Raw genomic sequence first — 17,483 nt, 5'->3', positions numbered from 1 at the left:
GAGTAGGCCAGCAAGTGTGAGGCCATAAATTTCTACTCGAACTTGCTTGCCCTCCGTACGGTGGCCGCACAGACTGTGACCAACTCGGCGGGAGGGAAGGTGACATGGCAGGTAGAAACCCTGATCGCGGTGTGTCGGTGTCGACCGTGCTGGCACGGCGGCTGGGCGGTGAGCTGCTGCGCATGCGTGAGGTGCGCGGACTGCGTCAGGCGCATGCGGCCGAAGCGTTGTCGGCGTCCGTGGCCAAGGTCGCCAAGATGGAGCGCGGGCTGGTGCCAATCCGGGATCCGGACATCCGAGCGCTCTGTCACCTGTACGGCGAGACGGCCGAGTCGGTGATCGGGCGACTGCTGACCCTCGCGAGGACGGACCGTGAGAGACGCAAGGCCCGTGGTTGGTGGAACCAGTACCCGCAACTCTCCGCGATGGTCGAGTACGTGGCGCTGGAAGACATCGCCACCAGCATGCGCACCTGGGAACTCGCCTTTGTCCCCGGCCTGTTGCAGACACCGGACTACGCCCGGGCCGTGGCCGTGGGCGCGGGTTCGTGGGAGGACCCGGATGAGATCGAACCCTTTGTGGAGGCGAGGCTGGCTCGTCAGGCCCGACTGCGTTCGGAGCGGCCACTGGAGTTGTGGGCCGTGGTGCACGAGGGCGCGCTGCGCCAACTGGTAGGCGGGCGGGCTGTGATGAAGGAACAGCTGGGTCAGCTGCTGGACCTGGCGCGGACGGACACGGTGAAATTGCAGGTGGTGCCTTTTCTGGCAGGCGCCAACCCGGGCATGATCGGCGCGTTCAGCATCGTCTCGTTCGCTGAGCCCGGCGCCTTGGACGTCGTACATATGGACGTACCCTCTTCTACGCTCTGGTTGGAGAGCGAGGAAGACGCAGCCCGGCACAGTCGGATCTTCGATCGCATCGCGCGAGTGGGGCTGGCGGAGCGCAACGCTCTCGACCTGATCGAAGCCATTCGCAAGGAGATGTAGAGCCGGTGACCGAGTTCGTGTTCGTCAAGTCCAGCTACAGCGGCGGAGACGCCGGACAGCAGTGCGTCGAAGTCGCCCGCAACATCCCCACCACGGTCGCCGTCCGTGACTCGAAGGACATGGACGGGCCGATAGTTCGGCTCGCCCCCGCCACCTGGGCCGCGTTCGTCGCGCTCACCAGGGTGACTCGGTGAGATTCCGAGGCGTGTTACTCGTGCTGTTCGCGCTGCCGCTGCTGTGGGGCGCCCTGTCGCTGTTGAGAGCCGGCGCGGCCGACGGCGCTCCTGACTGCCCGGGGCTCCAGCTGGACGCGGAGGGCGAGAGTTCCCCGGGGCACATGCGCAAGGGCGACCGCTGCGCGCTCTCCTACGACACCGCCACCGGCCGCTCGACCGGAACGAGCACGTACGACCAGCTGAAGTTCGCCCAGGAAGTGAAGCGCCGGAGCCTGGGGCGCGAGGGCGTGCTGTTCGTCCTGTACGGAGCGGCGGGGATCGGTATCACGTTCGTCGCGACTCGGAAACGCGGGTCCTAGCGTCCTGGCCACGACGAAGGGGCCCGCCGCTGGCATGCGGCAGGCCCCCACGAACGTGTCGGTTACGTCAGATCGTCGCGAAGCCGTAGTTCAGGAGCTTCGTCGCGTCCGTCGCGCGCTGCGTGATCGAGGACGACGCGAGGACCGTGCCGATGACCGTCTTGCCGTTGCGGGTGGCGGCGAAGACGAGGCAGTACTTGGCCTCGGGGCCGGAGCCGGTCTTCACGCCGATCGTGCCGCTGTAGCTGCTGAGCAGGGTGTTCGTGTTGGTCCAGGCAGCCATGGTGCGGGTGCCGCCGGTCTTGGTGATCGTCTTGGCGGTGTACGACTTGGTCTTGACGACCGTCTTGAACGTGGCGTTCTTCATCACGTTGCTGGCGAGCTTCGTGAGGTCGCGCGGCGTCGAGTAGTTGTTGCCGTTGCCGATGCCGTCGAACGAGTCGAACTTCGTGTTCGTCAGGCCGAGCGTCTTCGCCGTGGAGTTCATCTTGGCGATGAACGACTTCACGCGCGCGGCCCGGGTGGAGCCCGTGCCGAACTTGTCGGCCAGCGCGTACGCCGCGTCGCAGCCCGACGGCAGCATCAGGCCGTAGAGCAGCTGGCGGACGGTGACCTTGTCGCCGACGATCAGGTGGGCGGAGGAGGCGGTGTTGGCGACGATGTAGTCGCTGTACGCCTTCTGGATGGTGACCTTGGCGTCGAGGTTGAGGTTGGCCTGCGACAGCACGACCTTCGCGGTCATGATCTTCGTGGTGGAGCCCGTCGACCGCTTGGTGTCCGCGGCCTTCGTGTAGAGCGTCTTGCCGGTGGCGTTGTTCATCACATAGCCGCCCGCGGCCACGATCGACGGCTTGGTGACAGCCTGCGCGGGAGCCGCGGTCAGGGCGCCGGTCGCGAGCACGGCGCCTGCGGTCACGGTGACCGCGGCGGCTCTGCGGAAGCGGCTGCCCTTGATGCCGTTAATGGCAGTAATCAACTGAGGTACCCCGAATACGTTGAATGCCCCTGAGGAGCGGCCCAGTTGGAGGGGGGAAAGGGAGGGCCGCACGTGTGTGACACGTAAGTAGCACAGAAGGTTGTGCGGTTGCTGGGGCGGGTTCCCCGAAGGTGTGAAACGTCCTCGGGAACCGGCCGTTGAAACGCACATCCGTAGACGCGCCTCCGGCCCTCTTTGGTTCCGGCCGGCTCCGTCCGCATCCTGGACGCCCGTCCTCATGCGTACGTGTTGTATCTATGCTGTTCTCATGTCGTCCCCGTCCCTCGCCGCCGGTTCCTCCTCCCTGACCGCCAAGCAACCCCCCGCCGCCGACCGCGTCTACACGCACGTCAAACAAGGTGTCCTGGACCGGCGCTACGAGGGCGGCACCCTGCTCACCGAGGGCGAGTTGGCGGAGGCCGTCGGGGTCTCCCGGACGCCCGTGCGCGAAGCGTTGCTGCGCCTGGAGGTCGAGGGGCTGATCAAGCTCTACCCGAAGAAGGGCGCCCTCGTCCTGCCCGTCTCCTCGCAGGAGATCGCGGACGTGGTGGAGACCCGGATGCTGGTCGAGCAGCACGCGGTCCGCAAGGTCGTACCGGCGTCACCGACCCTCATCGCCCGGCTGGAAGAACTCCTCGCGCGGCAGAAGGAGCAGGCCGCCGCGGGCGACCTGGCCGGCGCCGCCGTCACCGACCGCTGCTTCCACGCCGAGATCGTCCGCAGCGGCGGCAACGAGATCCTCTCCCGGCTCTACGACCAACTCCGCGACCGGCAGCTGCGGATGGGCGTCGCCATCATGCACTCGCACCCCGACCGCATCGCCAAGACGCTCACCGAGCACGAGACGATCCTCGACGCGCTGCGTACCGGGGACGCCGAGGCGGCCGTGGAGATCGTCCATCAGCACGTCGACTGGTTCTCCCACCTGGCTCGGGGCGAGGTCCGATGAGCAGCAGCGGCGGCAGCAGTTCCGGTTCCGCTCTCTCCCTGCCCGGTGACCCGCCCGGTGGCCGTCGCGCCATGGCCGTGTGGGGCATCGGCGTCTCCGTCTACTTCGTCGCCGTCATCTTCCGTACGTCCCTGGGCGTGGCGGGCCTCGACGCCGCCGAGCGCTTCCACGTCAACGCCTCCGCCCTCTCCACCTTCTCGATCCTCCAACTGCTGGTCTACGCGGGCATGCAGATACCCGTGGGCCTGCTCGTCGACAGCCTCGGCACCAAGAAGGTGCTGACCATCGGGGTGGTGCTCTTCACCGCCGGCCAGCTCGGTTTCGCCTTCTCCCCCTCCTACGGCACCGCTCTCGCCTCCCGCGCGCTGCTCGGCTGCGGCGACGCGATGACGTTCATCAGCGTGCTGCGGCTGGGCACCCGCTGGTTCCCGGCGCGGCGCGGGCCGATGGTCGCCCAGCTCGCGGGTCTGGCCGGAATGGCCGGAAACCTCGTCTCCACCCTGGTGATCGCCAGGCTGCTGCACGGCATCGGCTGGACGGCCGCCTTCGCGGGCAGCGCGCTCGCCGGGGTCGTGGTCCTCGTTCTGCTGCTGCTCTTCCTGAAGGACCACCCGGAAGGCCACGAGCCGGAGCCGTTCCCGCACCGGGGCGCCGCCTACGTCCGCCGGCAGATCGCCGCATCCTGGCGCGAACCCGGCACCCGCCTCGGTCTGTGGGTGCACTTCACCACCCAGTTCCCGGCAATGGTGTTCCTGCTCCTGTGGGGCCTGCCGTTCCTGGTCCAGGCCCAGGGCCTGTCCCGCGCCACCGCCGGCGAACTCCTCACCCTCGTCGTGCTGTCCAACATGGTGGTGGGGCTGGTCTACGGTCAGATCGTCGCCCGGCACCACGCGGCGCGGCTGCCGCTGGCGCTGGGCACGGTGGGAGCGACGGCCCTGGTGTGGGCGGTCACGCTCCTCTACCCCGGCGAGCACGCGCCGATGTGGCTGCTGATCGTGCTGTGCCTCGTGCTGGGTTCCTGCGGGCCCGCCTCGATGCTCGGCTTCGACTTCGCCCGCCCGGCCAACCCGCCGGAGCGCCAGGGCACCGCCTCCGGGATCACCAACATGGGTGGTTTCACGGCCTCGATGACGACCCTGTTCGCGATCGGTGTGCTGCTCGACGCGACCGGCGACGACTACTCGATCGCGTTCTCGGTGGTCTTCGTGCTCCAGGCGCTCGGCGTCAGCCAGATCCTGCGGCTACGGCGCAGGGCGGCCCGCCGCGAGCGCGAGCGGCTGGTGGCGAGCAGGGTGGAGACGGTGCACGTGCCCGCGTGAGGGCGACCCGCTCACGTATCCACCAACTCGGCCGCGATTACCACCCACTTCTTACTTCTTGCCGCCTCTTCTTGCCGTCTACTTCCTGCCGCCTACTTCGTGACCGTGAAGTTCCGCAGTATCGACGCCGCGAGCTCCGGATCGCCGTCCGCCTTGACGCGGTCCGTCACCGATTCGAGGGTGACCCGCCCGCACGCCAGCCGGACGTACGTCTCCCAGTCGAGGATCAGGGTCGCGGCGGGACCGAGCGCGGGGGCCGTCTCCAGCGTGCCGCGGCCCTGGATGTCGACGCGGATCGTACGGAGGAACTCGATCGGACCGTGCACGTCGAAGACGACCGCCGAACTGCGTGGTGCGCCCGAGTCGTCGGCGACGACGCGGGGGAGCTCGGCGAGCAGCACGTCACGGGCGATGTGCGCGCCCGGCGAGTCGAGGTTCCCGGGGCGGCCGAGGGCGGCGCGCAGATCCTGCTCGTGCACCCACACATTGAACGCGTGGTTGCGCATGGACTGTTCGAGCGTGACCTCGGTGCTGACATGGCCGCGCACCTTGGTGCCGGGGTCCCGCGACTCGTTCCGCAGCTGCCGGTTGCGGCGGATGATCGTGTACTCCAGCTCCGACGTCATCTCCGGCGCCGTGTGGTGACGGCGCACGTCGACCTGCATCTCCATGTACCGCTGGTGCTCGTTGGTGACGTGGTAGAGGTCGCGGGGGAGCGTGTGGATGGGCCGCGGGTCGCCGAGCATCTCGTTGTCCAGCCCGATGACGTGCGAGACCACGTCACGCACCGACCAGCCCGGGCACGGCGTTCGCCGGTTCCACTCTCCCTCCACGAGAGGGTTCACCAGCTCGGATATCGCTTCGATGGAGTGGGTCCAGGCGTCGGCGTAGGGCTGGAGAGTGGGATGCAGACTCACGGAACGGGACCCCTCGGCGGTCGGTACAGGTTGGGTGGCGGGCGGCGTTGCCAGCGGGAGGTGGCTGTCGGCGGGTGTCTTGGAACGCTAAGTTACGCTGCTGTGAGGCACCCCGGCAGTGCTTTCGTGTGACGATCGTAGGCCCGTGTGAACGGCTCGAATGCCAGGACGGTGGTAGTGTGCGCGCCTCTCTCATCCAGATCGCCGTAGAAGAGGGCGAATCGGTAGAAAATCGTCGGGTTCGGGTAGGTGCTCTCGTCCGCGAACAGGCGGGTGCCGATCTGGTCGTTCTGCCGGAGCTGTGGACGACGGGCGCGTTCGCCTACGAGCAGTTCGGCACCGAGGCCGAGCCGCTGGAGGGGCCGACCTACGAGGCGATGGCCAAGGCGGCGAGCGACGCGGGCGTCTGGCTGCACGCGGGCTCGATCCCCGAACGCACAGCATCTGCCAGCGGCTCCGCCGCGGGCTCCGGCCCTCTCTACAACACGTCCCTCGTCTTCTCCCCCTCCGGTGAACTGGCCGCCGCCTACCGCAAGATCCACCGCTTCGGCTTCGACAAGGGCGAGGCCGTGCTGATGGGCGCGGGCGGCGAGTTGGTGACGGTCCGTCTGCCCGACACGACCCTCGGTCTTGCCACCTGCTACGACCTCCGTTTCCCCGAACTCTTCCGCGGCCTCGTCGACGCCGGCGCCGAGACCCTCGTCCTCCCCGCGGGCTGGCCCGAACGCCGCCGCTCCCACTGGACCCTCCTGGCGCAGGCCCGCGCCGTGGAGAACCAGTCGTTCGTCCTCGCATGCGGAACGGCCGGTACGCACGCCGGAGTTCCCCAGGCCGGTCACTCGATCGTGGTCGATCCCTGGGGCGAGGTCCTCGCGGAGGCGGGCGCGGGCGAGGAGGTCCTCACGGTGGAGTTCGACCCGGCGAGGGTGGCGGTGACACGGGAACAGTTCCCGGCGCTGAAGGACCGGATGCTGGGGCTGGAGCGTCCGCGACGAGCCGGGTGACCGGCGGATCAGGTCGCAGGAAAGTGACAGTGCCAGACCCCGCGTCTGCGGCATGATCCGCCGGACAGGCCTAGTCCTCCCGCTCCTTCTCCGCCAGGTGGATCACGCACACCGCCACCGCGATCAGCAGCGCCGCGTCCGCGTCCTCCCGGACGATGTCGACGCCGTACGTCTCCCGGATGTGCAGCCAGCGCCGGGAGATCTGCGCGAGCAGCTCGCCGTCGTAGTCGACGCCGAACTCGCGGTCCAGGATCTTGCCGCTGACGTCGAGTTCGGTGCCGTCCACCAGGGACACCCGATAGTGGTTGCGCAGCAGCGAGAACCGCTTGCGTCTGATGGTCGCGAGGGGCTCGCCGTCCCGTTCGATGACCATCGTGTCGCGCAGGGCGAGCATCTTCTTGTGGATGTCGATGAGCACGCGCCCGTGCGTGTCCTTCAACTCGAAGGTGTCCCTGAGGCGCATGGCCTTGCCGTCGACCAGGAACACCTTGTTGCCGTGCTGGTCCTCGATCCAGTAATCCTCACCGAAGCCGAGGATCCGATCGCGTACGAGGAATCTCATGCCGTTACGGCTTCCCCGGCAGCCGGTCCGAAACGCCGCCGATAGGCCGACGGGCTCAATCCGGTCTCCCTGCGCAGCCGCACCCGCAGGTTCGCCCCGGTCCCCAGACCGCACCTCGCGGCCACCACGTCGAGCCGCTCCTCCCCGCGCTCGATCAACCGGCACGCCAACGCCACCCTCCCCCACTGCCTTAAAGGCGTGGGGGACCCCCGCTCCAGTCAGCCACGCCAGCGGAGTCGTCCCCAGCTGCGCCCTGAACCGCCGGTGCAGGGTCGCGGGGGAGACGGCCGCGCGGACGGCCAGTCCGGTCACCGTCAACGGCTCCCCCAGCCGCTCCCGCGCCCACGCGAGCAGCGGGGCGAGCGACTCGTCGGGCACATCGGGCAACGGCCGCTCCACGAACTGCCGCTGCCCGCCGTCCCGATGGGTCGCGAAGACGAGCCTCCTGGACACCGCGTCGGCGATCTCGGCGCCGTGGTCGCGCCGTACGACATGCAGCCCGAGATCGAGCGCGGCGGCGCTGCCCGCGGCGGTGAGGACGTCGCCGTCGTCGACGAAGAGGACGTCCGGTTCGAGCCGCACGCGCGGGTGCAGCGTGCGGAAGGCGTCCGTCCACATCCAGTGCGTGGTGGCCCGGCGCCCGTCCAGCAGCCCCGCCTCGGCGAGCGCGAAGCTGCCGGTGCACAGGCTCATGACACGGGCCCCGCGCGCGTGGGTGCGGCGGATCGCGTCGAGGACGTCATCACCGCGCGGTACGACGTTGTCGGGCCGCCCCGGCACGACGAGGGTGTCCGCCGAGTCCACCGCGTCCAGGCCGTAGGCACCGGTCACGGTGAAGAAGCCGTGGTTCAACCGCACCCCGCGCGCGGGTGTGCACACCAGCACCTCGTACAGCGGCCCGGAGAGCCCCAGTTCGGGCCGGGGCAGCCCGAACAGTTCGGTGGCGACGCCCACTTCGAAGGGGTTGGTGCCCTCGTCGACGATCACGGCGACGCGGTGCGGACGCGGGCGGGGACGCTGAGAGGATCCTTGCGGCAGGTGCGATTCCTAGCACTCGTCCGCCGGGTACGACACAGCGCACGCTGACCCCATGGAACCCATCGCGCTCTCCGCGGCCCTCGCCTCCTTCACCGACCAGTGGAGTCCTCGCATCGTCACCACCGTCAACGACTACGACGTCCGCGTCGCGAAGGTCGAGGGCGAACACCTCTGGCACACCCACGACCACACCGACGAGTTCTTCCTGGTCCTGTCCGGCGAACTGCACATCGCGCTGCGCGAGCCGGCGGGCGAGGGGGAGCGCACGGTCGTCCTCCCCAAGGGCAGCGTCTTCACGGTCCCGCGCGGCACGGAACACAAGCCGTACGCCCCGGTCCCGACCGAGATCCTGCTCCTCGAACCGACGGGCACGTCAACGGTCGGCGACCGGCACGAGGCCGTGCCGGACCATGTGGACGCGACGACGGGTCACGCCCTGAACTGACCCTTCAGGCGGAGCCGGATCGCGAGGTGGGTACGGGCGCCCGCTCGTCCAGGAGGCCCTCGCCCCGCAGGTCGTCCCAGAGTCGTGCGGGGATGTCCAGGCCGAACGCCGAGACATTGCGCCGGACTTCGTCCTCGGTGCGCATGCCGACGACGATGCCCGCGACGACGGGATGACGCAGCGGAAAGGCCATGGCCACGGCCGGCAGCGTCACGCCGTGGGCTTCGCAGACATCCGCTGTGCGCTGTGCGCGCTCAAGCGTCTGCGGTGTGGTGGGCGCGTAGTCGAAGGTCGCGCTCGCGGACGGGCGGGCCGTGGCGAGAAGGCCGGAGTTGAAGACCGAGGCCGCGAGCACCGAGACGCCCCGGTCCGCGCAGGCGGGGAGCAGGCTGTCGAGAGCACTGTGGTCGAGCAGCGTGTAACGGCCGGACAGCGCATCACCACGTCGACGTCCGACTCCTCGACCAGCCGGGTCAGCTTGCCCGGGTGGTACATCCCCGCGCCGATCGCCCCACCACTCCCTGGGCACGCAGTTCGGCGAGGGCCGGAACACCCTCGCGCAACGCGTCCTCGAAGTGCTCCTCCGCATCGTGCAGATAGAGCACGTCGATCCGGTCGACGCCGATGCGGGCGAGCGAGTCCTCCACGCTGCGCAGTACACCGTCCCGGGTGAAGTCCCACACCCGACGGTGCGTGGCGGGCACCTGGAACGGCTCGTCCGTTCGACCCGCGGGGTCCTGCGGAACGAGTAACCTGCCGACCTTCGTCGACAGCGTCCACTCGTCGCGCGGCTTGCCCCGCAGGAGATCACCGATACGGCGCTCGGAATGCCCGATTCCGTAATGGGGCGAGGTGTCGAAGTAGCGGACCCCGCTGTCCCACGCCGCCTCAAGCGCCGCCCCCCGCCGCGGTCTCGTCGTCGAGCGGCTCGAAGAGCCCGCCGAGCGGCCCGCCCCCGAAACCCAGCTCCGTGACCTGCACCTTGCTCCGGCCGAGTCGATTCTGCTTCATCCACCGATCCCCTCACCTGGCTGACAGCGCGCGAACATCCTTTCGTGGCCCGCGCCGCACTCCAAGAGGGTGTGCACACGACATGATCGGCCGGACTGTCAGTGGCCGATGGCACTCTTGATTCATGACCGCCGCATCCTCGCCCCGCACCTCCCGCCGCGCCCGTGTCCGCGCCCCCCAGCTCACCGGCAAGGGCGGCTGGCTGAACACGGGTGACAAGCAGTACACCCTCGCCGACCTGCGCGGACGCATCGTCATCCTGGACTTCTGGACCTTCTGCTGCATCAACTGCCTGCATGTCCTCGATGAGCTGCGGGAGTTGGAGGAGAAGCACCGGGACACCGTCGTGATCATCGGGGTGCACTCGCCGAAGTTCGTGCACGAGGCCGAGCACCAGGCGGTCGTGGACGCGGTCGAGCGGTACGGCGTCGAGCATCCGGTGCTGGACGACCCGGAGTTGGCGACCTGGAAGCAGTACGCGGTCCGCGCCTGGCCGACGCTCGTCGTGATCGACCCGGAGGGGTACGTCGTCGCGCAGCACGCGGGCGAGGGGCACGCGCACGCCATCGAGCGGCTGGTGACCGAGCTGGAGACCGAGCACGCGGCGAAGGGGACGCTGCGGCGCGGGGACGGGCCGTACGTGGCGCCGGAGCCGGAGCCGACCGTGCTGCGTTTCCCCGGCAAGGCGTTGGCCCTGCCGTCCGGGAACTTCCTGGTCAGCGACACCACCCGGCACCAGCTGGTCGAACTGGCGGCGGACGGGGAGACGGTCGTGCGGAGGATCGGTTCCGGCGCGCGCGGCCTGCACGACGGTTCGGGCGACTCCGTCACCTTCAACGAACCCCAGGGCCTCGCGCTCCTGGAGGACGGCTCCGTCGTCGTCGCCGACACCGTGAACCACGCGTTGCGCCGCCTCGACCTCACCACCGGCGCCGTCACGACCCTCGCCGGCACCGGCCGTCAGTGGATGCAGGGCGAGCCCACCGCCGGCCCCGCCCGCGAGGTCGCCCTCTCCTCCCCCTGGGACGTGGCCTGGTGGCAGGGCAAGGTGTGGATCGCCATGGCCGGTGTCCATCAGCTCTGGGCCTACGACCCCGCCGCTGACACCGTCGCCGTCACCGCCGGCACCACCAACGAGGGGCTCGTCGACGGCCCCGGCCCCGAGGCCTGGTTCGCGCAGCCCTCCGGGCTCGCCGCGACCGCCGACCGGCTCTGGCTGGCCGACTCCGAGACGTCCGCCCTGCGCTGGGTGGACCCGGACGGCGCCGTCCACACCGCCGTCGGCACCGGACTCTTCGACTTCGGGCACCGCGACGGCGCTGCCGAACACGCCCTGCTCCAGCACCCGTTGGGCGTCACCGCGCTCCCGGACGGCTCGGTCGCGATCAGCGACACGTACAACCACGCGCTGCGCCGCTACGACCCCGCGACCGGCGAAGTCACCACGCTGGCCACGGACTTGAGGGAGCCGAGCGACGCCGTGCTCGTCGGTGACGAGATCCTGGTCGTCGAGTCGGCCCGGCACCGGCTCACCCGGCTGCGCCTCCCGGAGGAAGCGGTGCGGGTCGAGTCCGTGGCCCATCGCACCCAGCGCGCGGCCACCGAAGTCGCCCCGGGCGAGCTGCAGTTGGACGTCATCTTCCAGGCCCCGGCCGGCCAGAAGCTCGACACCCGCTACGGTCCCTCGACCCGCCTGCTCGTCTCAGCGACCCCGCCCGAACTCCTGATCACCGGTGAGGGCCCGGGCACGGACCTGAACCGCACCCTGACCCTCAACCAGGCTGTCGCAGAAGGCGTGTTGCACGTCTCCGCGATGGCCGCGTCCTGTGACGACGACCCCGCCAACGAATACCCCGCCTGCCACGTCCACCAGCAGGACTGGGGCGTCCCGGTCCGCCTCACCGAGGGCGCGACGGACCGTCTCCCCCTCGTCCTGGCGGGCATGGACGACCTGAACGAACAGCGCAGCCAGAACGCCTGAAACGGGGGACCACCGGCAACGCCTTACCGCCGACGCGCCCGCGGCGCCAGCTTGTACAGCGCCATCCCGGCTGCCACCAGCGTGGTCGCCGCCACCATCATCGCCATGCTGTTCAGCCACAGGCCCGTCGCGGCCAGGGTGGCGCCACCGGCGCCGGTCGTGCCGGCGCCGACAACTCGTCCGTACATGAATATTTCTCCTTGCGGGATGTGCGGTTGCGTAGGGGGGTGGGCTAGGTGGCCACCCACTTCTCCTCGCTGCGGCGGACCAGCCCCCACAGCGAGGTGAAGTAGACGGCGTGCTGGAAGAGGTCGTAGAGCATCTCCGGGATCATCAGCGCCGCGACCAGGACCGCGAGGGGTCCGGCGCGGCGGACGGAGACGGTCTTCTCGACCACGAAGATCAGGCCGATCGCGGTCCAGAACGGGGAGACGCCGGGGAAGCCGTACATCGTCGTGTACGTCGCCATGAAGGTCAGGTAGACCAGGAACGACAGCGCGCCGAAGCCCATCAGGAACTGCTGGAGGAAGTAGCGGGCGGTGACCTTGGTCCAGCCGTAGTCGCGGAGGTTCTCCAGGGCGCCGCGCTGCCAGCGCAGGCGCTGGTGCCAGAGTTTGGGGAGGCTGGTCATGACCTCGGTGGTGACCGCGCAGCCCGCCGGGGACATGGCGCGGTAGCCGAGGGTCTTGACCGCCTTGGTCATCTCGTCGTCCTCGGTGAGCGAGGCGAGGCTGTAGTAGCCGTCGCCGCCGCCGATCCGCCCCGAATGGCGGGCCTCGCGGACCTCGCGCAGGACGCGGGCGCGGAACATGGTGCCGGTGCCGGTGAGGACCTGGGCCTTGCCGCCGGTGCGGTCGAGCTCCCAGGCGTAGCGCTGGAACTCCATGCGCTGGAGCAGTCCGAGGAGTCCCCCGCCCTGCTCGCCGTAGAAGACTCCGCCGACGGCGCCGACCTTGCGGTTGAAGGTGGCCATCGCGGTCTCGCTGAACCAGGGGTTGAGGACGGTGTCCGCGTCCTGGACGAGGAGCAGATCGCGTTCGTCGAGGTGGGGCAGGACCCAGTCGATGGCCTGGTTGAGGGCGCCGGCCTTCTTGTGGGTGTTGCCCTGCGTGGCGAAGATGTCCGCGCCGTGCGAGGCGGCGACCTCGGCCGTGTCGTCGGTGCAGTTGTCGGTGACGACGACGATCAGGTCGGGTTTACGGGTTTGCCGCCACAAGCCCTCGATCGCGGCGCCGATGCGGTCCGCCTCGTTGTGGGCCGGTATGAGCACCACCAGCCGTGGTTCGGGCACGGCAGCGGCCTCCCCCGTGATGAATCGTGCGACGGGCCCGGGGCTGCCTTTTCCCGGACCCTCAACTGCACAGAGTCTTCACGAGGCTCACACAACCGCACAATACGACTGGCGTCACGAATTGCTCACGGTTGTCTTTGGATGTCCTGTGCGGGTGATTCCGCCTTAGTGCGGGTTACGCCCCCGTATCAACCGCCGAAGCCCTGCGTCGGGCCCCGGATCAGCCGCGGTAGCCGCGCGACTCGTCGTCCTCGACGACGGTCGTCTGGCCCGGTATCACCACGCGCCGGCGCCGTGCCAGGCTGCTGAACGTCACGACGCCGATCAGCCCGACGACCATGAGGATCACGCCGACCAGGTCGAGGTTGACCCCTTGCATGTGCCAGTCGGTCGCGAAGGTCAGAATCGCGCCGACGGCGATGAGGATGATGCAGCCGCCCAGGCCCATGAGTGTCGCCTCCCTGTCCGGTCCGGTCGGCCCGGTCCGCCTCCGGGTACCCGGGGCGGCAACACCCATGCGCCGCAGGGGACTTGACTAGCCCTCCAGAAACGCCAGCAGCGCGTTGGCCAGCAGGAACGGGTCGCGGTCGCCGCAGAGTTCGCGGGCGCTGTGCATCGAGAGGATCGCCACGCCGATGTCGACGGTCTTGATGCCGTGCCGGGCCGCGGTGATCGGGCCGATCGTCGTGCCGCAGGGCATGGAGTTGTTGGAGACGAAGGTCTGGAACGGCACACCGGACTTCTCGCAGGCGGCGGCGAATACCGCGCGGCCCGAACCGTCCGTGGCGTAGCGGTTGTTGACGTTGACCTTGAGGATCGGCCCGCCGTTGACCCGCGGGTGGTGCGTCGGGTCGTGCCGCTCCGCGTAGTTGGGGTGCACGGCGTGCCCGGTGTCGGAGGAGAGGCAGACGGTGCCCGCGAAGGCACGTGCCCGGTCCTCGTACGATCCGCCGCGCGCGAACACCGAACGCTCCAGCACCCCGCCGAGCAGCGGCCCGTCCGCGCCCGTGTCGGACTGCGAGCCGTTCTCCTCGTGGTCGAAGCCGGCGAGCACGGGGATGTACGGCAGGTTCTCGCGGCCGACGGCGCAGGCGAGCGCGGCGGCGCCCGAGTGCAGGGAGAGCAGGTTGTCCATGCGCGGGCCGGCGACGAACTCCTGGTCGCGGCCCAGGTAGGAGGGCGCCTCGACGGAGTGCGTCATCAGGTCCCAGCCGGTGACCTCGCCCGGCGCGAGCCCCGACTCCTCCTCCAGGAAGGCGATCAGGTCGCCGTCGCGGACGTCGTCGCCCAGGCCCCAGATCGGCTGGAGGTGGCGCTGCTTGTCCAGCTTGAGCCCCTCAGCGGACACGGACCGGTCCAGGTGGATGGCGAGTTGGGGCACTCTGAGCAGCGGCCGGTCCACGTTCACCAGGCGGGTCGAGCCGTCCCGCAGGCTCAGCCGGCCGGCGAGGCCGAGGTCGCGGTCGAGCCAGGAGTTGAGCAGCGGTCCGCCGTAGATCTCGACGGCGACCTGGCGGAAGCCGTGCGCACCGGTGTCGGGGCGCGGCTTGACCCGCAGGTTCGGGGAGTCGGTGTGCGCGCCGATGATGCGGAAGGGGGTGTGGGGTGCCGCACCTTCGGGGACGAACCAGGCCACGATCGCGCCACCGCGCAGCACGTACTTGCCGCCGGTCGTCCCCTCCCAGGCGTCCGTCTCGGCGACCTGCTTGAATCCGGCCTTCTCCAGCCGCTGGGCGGTGTTCGCCACGGCGTGGTACGGCGTGGGGGACGCCGCGAGGAAGGACATGAGGTCGTCGGTGTGGCCGCGGTCGAAGCGGGGGGGTTCGCTCATGGGGTTCACCTTAACGACGGACGAGGGCCCGCTCCGGGTGATGGGAGCGGGCCCTCGCAAGGGCGATGTGGGGTTTCGCGTAGCTGTTCCGGTCTGTCCCGGAACGGGTTTCCGGCTGGCTAGAAGGCGGCTTCGTCCAGTTCCATCAGGTCCAGTTCGACACCCTCGGCGACCTTGCGGGCCAGCGTCAGACCGGGCAGCACATTGGCCGCGAAGAACTTCGCAGCCGCGATCTTGCCGGTGTAGAAGGGCTTGTCCTTCGCGGAAGCCGTCTCCAGTTTCTCCACGGCGACGGCGGCGCCCTTGAGGAGCAGGTAGCCGACGACGACGTCACCGGAGGCGAGCAGCAGGCGGGTGGTGTTGAGGCCCACCTTGTAGATGTTCTTGACGTCCTGCTCGGTCGCCGCGAGGTCGGTGAGCATCAGACCGACGATGGCCTCCAGCTCGACGGCCGCCTTGGCGAGGTGCTCGCGGGCACCGGCCAGCTCCTCGCCGCCCGTCCCCAGGGCGAGGAACTTCTTGATGTCCTCGGCGAGGGAGTTGAGGGCCGCGCCCTGGTTGCGGACGATCTTCCGGAAGAAGAAGTCCTGGCCCTGGATCGCGGTGGTGCCCTCGTACAGGGTGTCGATCTTGGCGTCGCGGATGTACTGCTCGATCGGGTACTCCTGGAGGAACCCGGAGCCGCCGAAGGTCTGGAGCGACTGGGCGAGCTGCTCGTAGCCCTTCTCGGAGCCGTAGCCCTTGACGATCGGCAGGAGCAGGTCGTTGAGCGCGTGCTCGGTGGAGGCGTCGGAGCCCTCGGCCTCCTTGACGGCGATCGCGTCCTGGATCGACGCGGTGTAGAGGACCAGGGCGCGCATGCCCTCGGCGTACGCCTTCTGCGTGATCAGCGAGCGGCGCACGTCCGGGTGGTGCGTGATGGTGACCTTGGGCGCGGTCTTGTCCATGAACTGCGCGAGGTCGGGACCCTGGACGCGCTCCTTGGCGTACTCAAGGGCGTTGAGGTAGCCGGTCGACAGGGTCGAGATGGCCTTCGTGCCGACCATCATGCGGGCGAACTCGATGATCCGGAACATCTGGCGGATGCCGTCGTGCTTGTCGCCGATCAGCCAGCCCTTGGCCGGGTGGCGGTCGCCGAAGGTCATCTCGCAGGTGTTGGAGGCCTTGAGGCCCATCTTGTGCTCGACGTTGGTGGCGTAGACGCCGTTGCGCTCGCCCAGCTCGCCGGTCTCGACGTCGAAGAGGAACTTCGGCACGAGGAAGAGGGAGAGCCCCTTGGTGCCCGGGCCGTGGCCCTCGGGCCGCGCCAGCACGTAGTGGAGGATGTTCTCCTCCATGTCGTGCTCACCGGAGGTGATGAAGCGCTTGACGCCCTCGATGTGCCAGGAGCCGTCCTCCTGCTGGATGGCCTTGGTACGGCCCGCGCCGACATCCGAACCCGCGTCGGGCTCGGTCAGCACCATGGTCGAACCCCAGGTCCGCTCCACCGCGAGCTGCGCGATCTTCTTCTGTACGTCGTTGCCCTCGTCGTAGAGGATCCCGGCGAAGGCCGGACCGGAGGAGTACATCCACACGGCCGGGTTGGCGCCCAGGATCAGCTCCGCGTACGACCAGATCAGGGAGGGCGGAGCCGTCGTGCCGCCGATCGCCTCGGGCAGTCCCAGCCGCCAGTACTCGGACTCCATGAAGGCCTTGTAGCTCTTCTTGAAGGAGGCCGGCACGGGCGCGGTGTTCGTCTCCGGGTCGAAGACCGGCGGGTTGCGGTCGGCGTCGGCGAAGGACTCCGCGAGCTCGTTCTCCGCGAGCCGGGTCAGCTCCTCCAGGACGCTCTTCGCGGTGTCCGTGTCCATCTCCGCGAACGGACCGGTGCCGTACAGCTTGTCGCGCCCGAGGACCTCGAAGAGGTTGAACTCGATGTCGCGGAGATTCGACTTGTAGTGCCCCATGGCGACGACTCCGTAGAAAGATACGTACAGCGAGATGTGTAGCGAGATGTGTACCAAGCAGTAGCTACGATGATGCTACCCGCCGGTAATAAGAAGCAACCCCAAGCCGTCCATCTGTGACTCAGTACTCTTGCTCGCATGTACGGCTACGACCAGAACGTCGGGGCTCAGCAGGGGTACGTCCCGCCCCAGCAGCAGATGGCCGGTGGCGTGGGCGGCTACGGCCAGCAGCCACCGCTCTACCCCGAGCCGTCCCCGCCCTCGCTCGCGGACGCGGTACGCGCCTTCACCACCGGGCAGATGGCCGCGGAGGACTTCCAGCAGGTCTTCGCGACCTCCAAGGTCTACTGCCCGCGCGGCGACAACCCGGGCTTCCTCGCCCTCCACAACACCCAGCAGCCGGTGATCCCGATGTTCACCTCGCTGAAGGAACTGCGCCGCTACGCCGGCAAGGAGTCCAAGTACTTCGTGATCACCGGCGCCGAGGTCATCGACCTGCTGCCGACCGGCTACGGCTTCGTCGTCGACATGGAGGGTGAGCACCGGATGGTGTTCGACGCGAAGGCGGTCGAGCAGATGGTGGAGTTCGCGATGCGCCGCATGTACGGCTGACGTCCGGCACCCCGTTGCACGCAACGCCCGGAGGGAATGCCCTCCGGGCTTCTTCTGTTGTGGGGTAGCAGAAAGTTCAA

17 protein-coding genes and 2 pseudogenes are annotated in these 17,483 nt (G+C 69.0%); 9 read left to right on the top strand and 10 right to left on the bottom strand.

Annotation, left to right across the window (positions count from 1 at the left end):
* Positions 1-104: 104 nt before the first annotated feature.
* The 3 genes from ACWDEW_RS36610 to ACWDEW_RS36600 are packed head-to-tail and all read left to right on the top strand — an operon-like array spanning position 105 to position 1,521.
* Positions 105-986, top strand: coding sequence for a helix-turn-helix domain-containing protein (locus tag ACWDEW_RS36610; protein ID WP_450518788.1), 882 nt, complete (start codon positions 105-107; stop codon positions 984-986).
* A 5-nt stretch (positions 987-991) separates the two neighbouring features.
* Positions 992-1,180: a DUF397 domain-containing protein gene (locus ACWDEW_RS36605; protein ID WP_450518787.1), complete on the top strand. Its 189-nt coding sequence runs from the start codon at positions 992-994 to the stop codon at positions 1,178-1,180.
* A gap of 11 nt (positions 1,181-1,191) precedes the next feature.
* Positions 1,192-1,521: a hypothetical protein gene (locus ACWDEW_RS36600; RefSeq protein ID WP_450518785.1), complete on the top strand. Its 330-nt coding sequence runs from the start codon at positions 1,192-1,194 to the stop codon at positions 1,519-1,521.
* Positions 1,522-1,588: 67 nt separating this feature from the next.
* On the opposite strand, the gene ACWDEW_RS36595 is transcribed toward ACWDEW_RS36600, so the two are convergent.
* Entirely contained in the window at positions 1,589-2,497 is a 909-nt protein-coding gene (locus ACWDEW_RS36595) for a D-alanyl-D-alanine carboxypeptidase family protein (protein ID WP_450518783.1), read from the bottom strand.
* A 268-nt stretch (positions 2,498-2,765) separates the two neighbouring features.
* Here ACWDEW_RS36595 and ACWDEW_RS36590 point away from each other — a divergent pair, with 268 nt between their 5' ends.
* Both ACWDEW_RS36590 and ACWDEW_RS36585 read left to right on the top strand, forming a co-directional pair.
* The gene (locus ACWDEW_RS36590) at positions 2,766-3,446 is read left to right on the top strand and encodes a GntR family transcriptional regulator (RefSeq protein ID WP_450518781.1); all 681 of its coding nucleotides are present in this window, start codon (positions 2,766-2,768) and stop codon (positions 3,444-3,446) included.
* Entirely contained in the window at positions 3,443-4,765 is a 1,323-nt protein-coding gene (locus ACWDEW_RS36585) for an MFS transporter (protein WP_450518779.1), read from the top strand. Before ACWDEW_RS36590 ends, ACWDEW_RS36585 begins: the two co-directional genes overlap by 4 nt.
* A gap of 92 nt (positions 4,766-4,857) precedes the next feature.
* On the opposite strand, the gene ACWDEW_RS36580 is transcribed toward ACWDEW_RS36585, so the two are convergent.
* Positions 4,858-5,682, bottom strand: a complete 825-nt coding sequence (locus ACWDEW_RS36580; protein WP_450518777.1) for a maleylpyruvate isomerase family mycothiol-dependent enzyme — start codon at positions 5,680-5,682, stop codon at positions 4,858-4,860.
* A 179-nt stretch (positions 5,683-5,861) separates the two neighbouring features.
* Between ACWDEW_RS36580 and ACWDEW_RS36575 the strand changes: the two genes are divergently transcribed.
* Positions 5,862-6,686: a carbon-nitrogen family hydrolase gene (locus ACWDEW_RS36575; RefSeq protein WP_450518775.1), complete on the top strand. Its 825-nt coding sequence runs from the start codon at positions 5,862-5,864 to the stop codon at positions 6,684-6,686.
* A gap of 70 nt (positions 6,687-6,756) precedes the next feature.
* Here the strand turns inward: ACWDEW_RS36575 and ACWDEW_RS36570 are convergent, their stop codons facing one another.
* Positions 6,757-7,248, bottom strand: a complete 492-nt coding sequence (locus ACWDEW_RS36570) for an LURP-one-related/scramblase family protein (RefSeq protein WP_019073497.1) — start codon at positions 7,246-7,248, stop codon at positions 6,757-6,759.
* Positions 7,245-8,286, bottom strand: a pseudogene (locus tag ACWDEW_RS36565) (DJ-1/PfpI family protein). Before ACWDEW_RS36565 ends, ACWDEW_RS36570 begins: the two are co-directional and overlap by 4 nt.
* 52 nt (positions 8,287-8,338) lie before the next feature.
* Between ACWDEW_RS36565 and ACWDEW_RS36560 the strand changes: the two are divergent.
* Positions 8,339-8,731, top strand: coding sequence for a cupin domain-containing protein (locus tag ACWDEW_RS36560; protein WP_450518773.1), 393 nt, complete (start codon positions 8,339-8,341; stop codon positions 8,729-8,731).
* 4 nt (positions 8,732-8,735) lie between these two features.
* Here the strand turns inward: ACWDEW_RS36560 and ACWDEW_RS36555 are convergent.
* A pseudogene (locus ACWDEW_RS36555) lies at positions 8,736-9,742 on the bottom strand (aldo/keto reductase).
* Positions 9,743-9,866: 124 nt separating this feature from the next.
* Here ACWDEW_RS36555 and ACWDEW_RS36550 point away from each other — a divergent pair.
* Positions 9,867-11,723 carry a thioredoxin-like domain-containing protein gene (locus ACWDEW_RS36550; RefSeq protein WP_450518772.1) on the top strand — a complete coding sequence of 619 codons (1,857 nt, stop codon included), beginning with the start codon at positions 9,867-9,869 and terminating at the stop codon, positions 11,721-11,723.
* Between the two features lie 23 nt (positions 11,724-11,746).
* Here ACWDEW_RS36550 and ACWDEW_RS36545 read toward each other — a convergent pair whose 3' ends face one another.
* From ACWDEW_RS36545 to ACWDEW_RS36525, 5 genes are all read right to left on the bottom strand, one after another.
* The gene (locus tag ACWDEW_RS36545) at positions 11,747-11,911 is read right to left on the bottom strand and encodes a hypothetical protein (protein ID WP_019055237.1); all 165 of its coding nucleotides are present in this window, start codon (positions 11,909-11,911) and stop codon (positions 11,747-11,749) included.
* Positions 11,912-11,955: 44 nt separating this feature from the next.
* Positions 11,956-13,014, bottom strand: a complete 1,059-nt coding sequence (locus tag ACWDEW_RS36540; RefSeq protein ID WP_450518770.1) for a glycosyltransferase — start codon at positions 13,012-13,014, stop codon at positions 11,956-11,958.
* Positions 13,015-13,234: 220 nt separating this feature from the next.
* On the bottom strand, positions 13,235-13,462 hold the full coding sequence (locus ACWDEW_RS36535; protein WP_450518769.1) for a DUF6458 family protein: 228 nt from the start codon (positions 13,460-13,462) through the stop codon (positions 13,235-13,237).
* A gap of 87 nt (positions 13,463-13,549) precedes the next feature.
* On the bottom strand, positions 13,550-14,845 hold the full coding sequence (locus ACWDEW_RS36530) for a M18 family aminopeptidase (RefSeq protein ID WP_450518767.1): 1,296 nt from the start codon (positions 14,843-14,845) through the stop codon (positions 13,550-13,552).
* A 119-nt stretch (positions 14,846-14,964) separates the two neighbouring features.
* The gene (locus ACWDEW_RS36525) at positions 14,965-16,791 is read right to left on the bottom strand and encodes an acyl-CoA dehydrogenase (protein WP_450518765.1); all 1,827 of its coding nucleotides are present in this window, start codon (positions 16,789-16,791) and stop codon (positions 14,965-14,967) included.
* A 138-nt stretch (positions 16,792-16,929) separates the two neighbouring features.
* Here ACWDEW_RS36525 and ACWDEW_RS36520 point away from each other — a divergent pair, with 138 nt between their 5' ends.
* Positions 16,930-17,403 (top strand): SseB family protein, encoded by a 474-nt coding sequence (locus ACWDEW_RS36520; protein WP_019073480.1) that lies wholly within the window; start codon positions 16,930-16,932, stop codon positions 17,401-17,403.
* The last annotated feature ends 80 nt before the right edge of the window (positions 17,404-17,483 follow it).

The organism is Streptomyces sp. NPDC001100 (assembly GCF_053598575.1).
The sequence above is the reverse complement of the archived record's forward strand: the minus strand, read 5'-3'. Positions and strand labels throughout refer to the sequence as shown.

What these genes read in the sequence shown, in the direction of transcription:
- ACWDEW_RS36610 (WP_450518788.1), top strand. Translation starts at nt 105, where the DNA reads ATGGCAGGTAGAAACCCTGATCGCGGTGTGTCGGTGTCGACCGTGCTG.
- ACWDEW_RS36545 (WP_019055237.1), bottom strand. Translation starts at nt 11,911, where the DNA reads ATGTACGGACGAGTTGTCGGCGCCGGCACGACCGGCGCCGGTGGCGCC.
- ACWDEW_RS36590 (WP_450518781.1), top strand. Translation starts at nt 2,766, where the DNA reads ATGTCGTCCCCGTCCCTCGCCGCCGGTTCCTCCTCCCTGACCGCCAAG.
- ACWDEW_RS36585 (WP_450518779.1), top strand. Translation starts at nt 3,443, where the DNA reads ATGAGCAGCAGCGGCGGCAGCAGTTCCGGTTCCGCTCTCTCCCTGCCC.
- ACWDEW_RS36525 (WP_450518765.1), bottom strand. Translation starts at nt 16,791, where the DNA reads ATGGGGCACTACAAGTCGAATCTCCGCGACATCGAGTTCAACCTCTTC.
- ACWDEW_RS36520 (WP_019073480.1), top strand. Translation starts at nt 16,930, where the DNA reads ATGTACGGCTACGACCAGAACGTCGGGGCTCAGCAGGGGTACGTCCCG.
- ACWDEW_RS36570 (WP_019073497.1), bottom strand. Translation starts at nt 7,248, where the DNA reads ATGAGATTCCTCGTACGCGATCGGATCCTCGGCTTCGGTGAGGATTAC.
- ACWDEW_RS36560 (WP_450518773.1), top strand. Translation starts at nt 8,339, where the DNA reads ATGGAACCCATCGCGCTCTCCGCGGCCCTCGCCTCCTTCACCGACCAG.
- ACWDEW_RS36535 (WP_450518769.1), bottom strand. Translation starts at nt 13,462, where the DNA reads ATGGGCCTGGGCGGCTGCATCATCCTCATCGCCGTCGGCGCGATTCTG.
- ACWDEW_RS36550 (WP_450518772.1), top strand. Translation starts at nt 9,867, where the DNA reads ATGACCGCCGCATCCTCGCCCCGCACCTCCCGCCGCGCCCGTGTCCGC.
- ACWDEW_RS36530 (WP_450518767.1), bottom strand. Translation starts at nt 14,845, where the DNA reads ATGAGCGAACCCCCCCGCTTCGACCGCGGCCACACCGACGACCTCATG.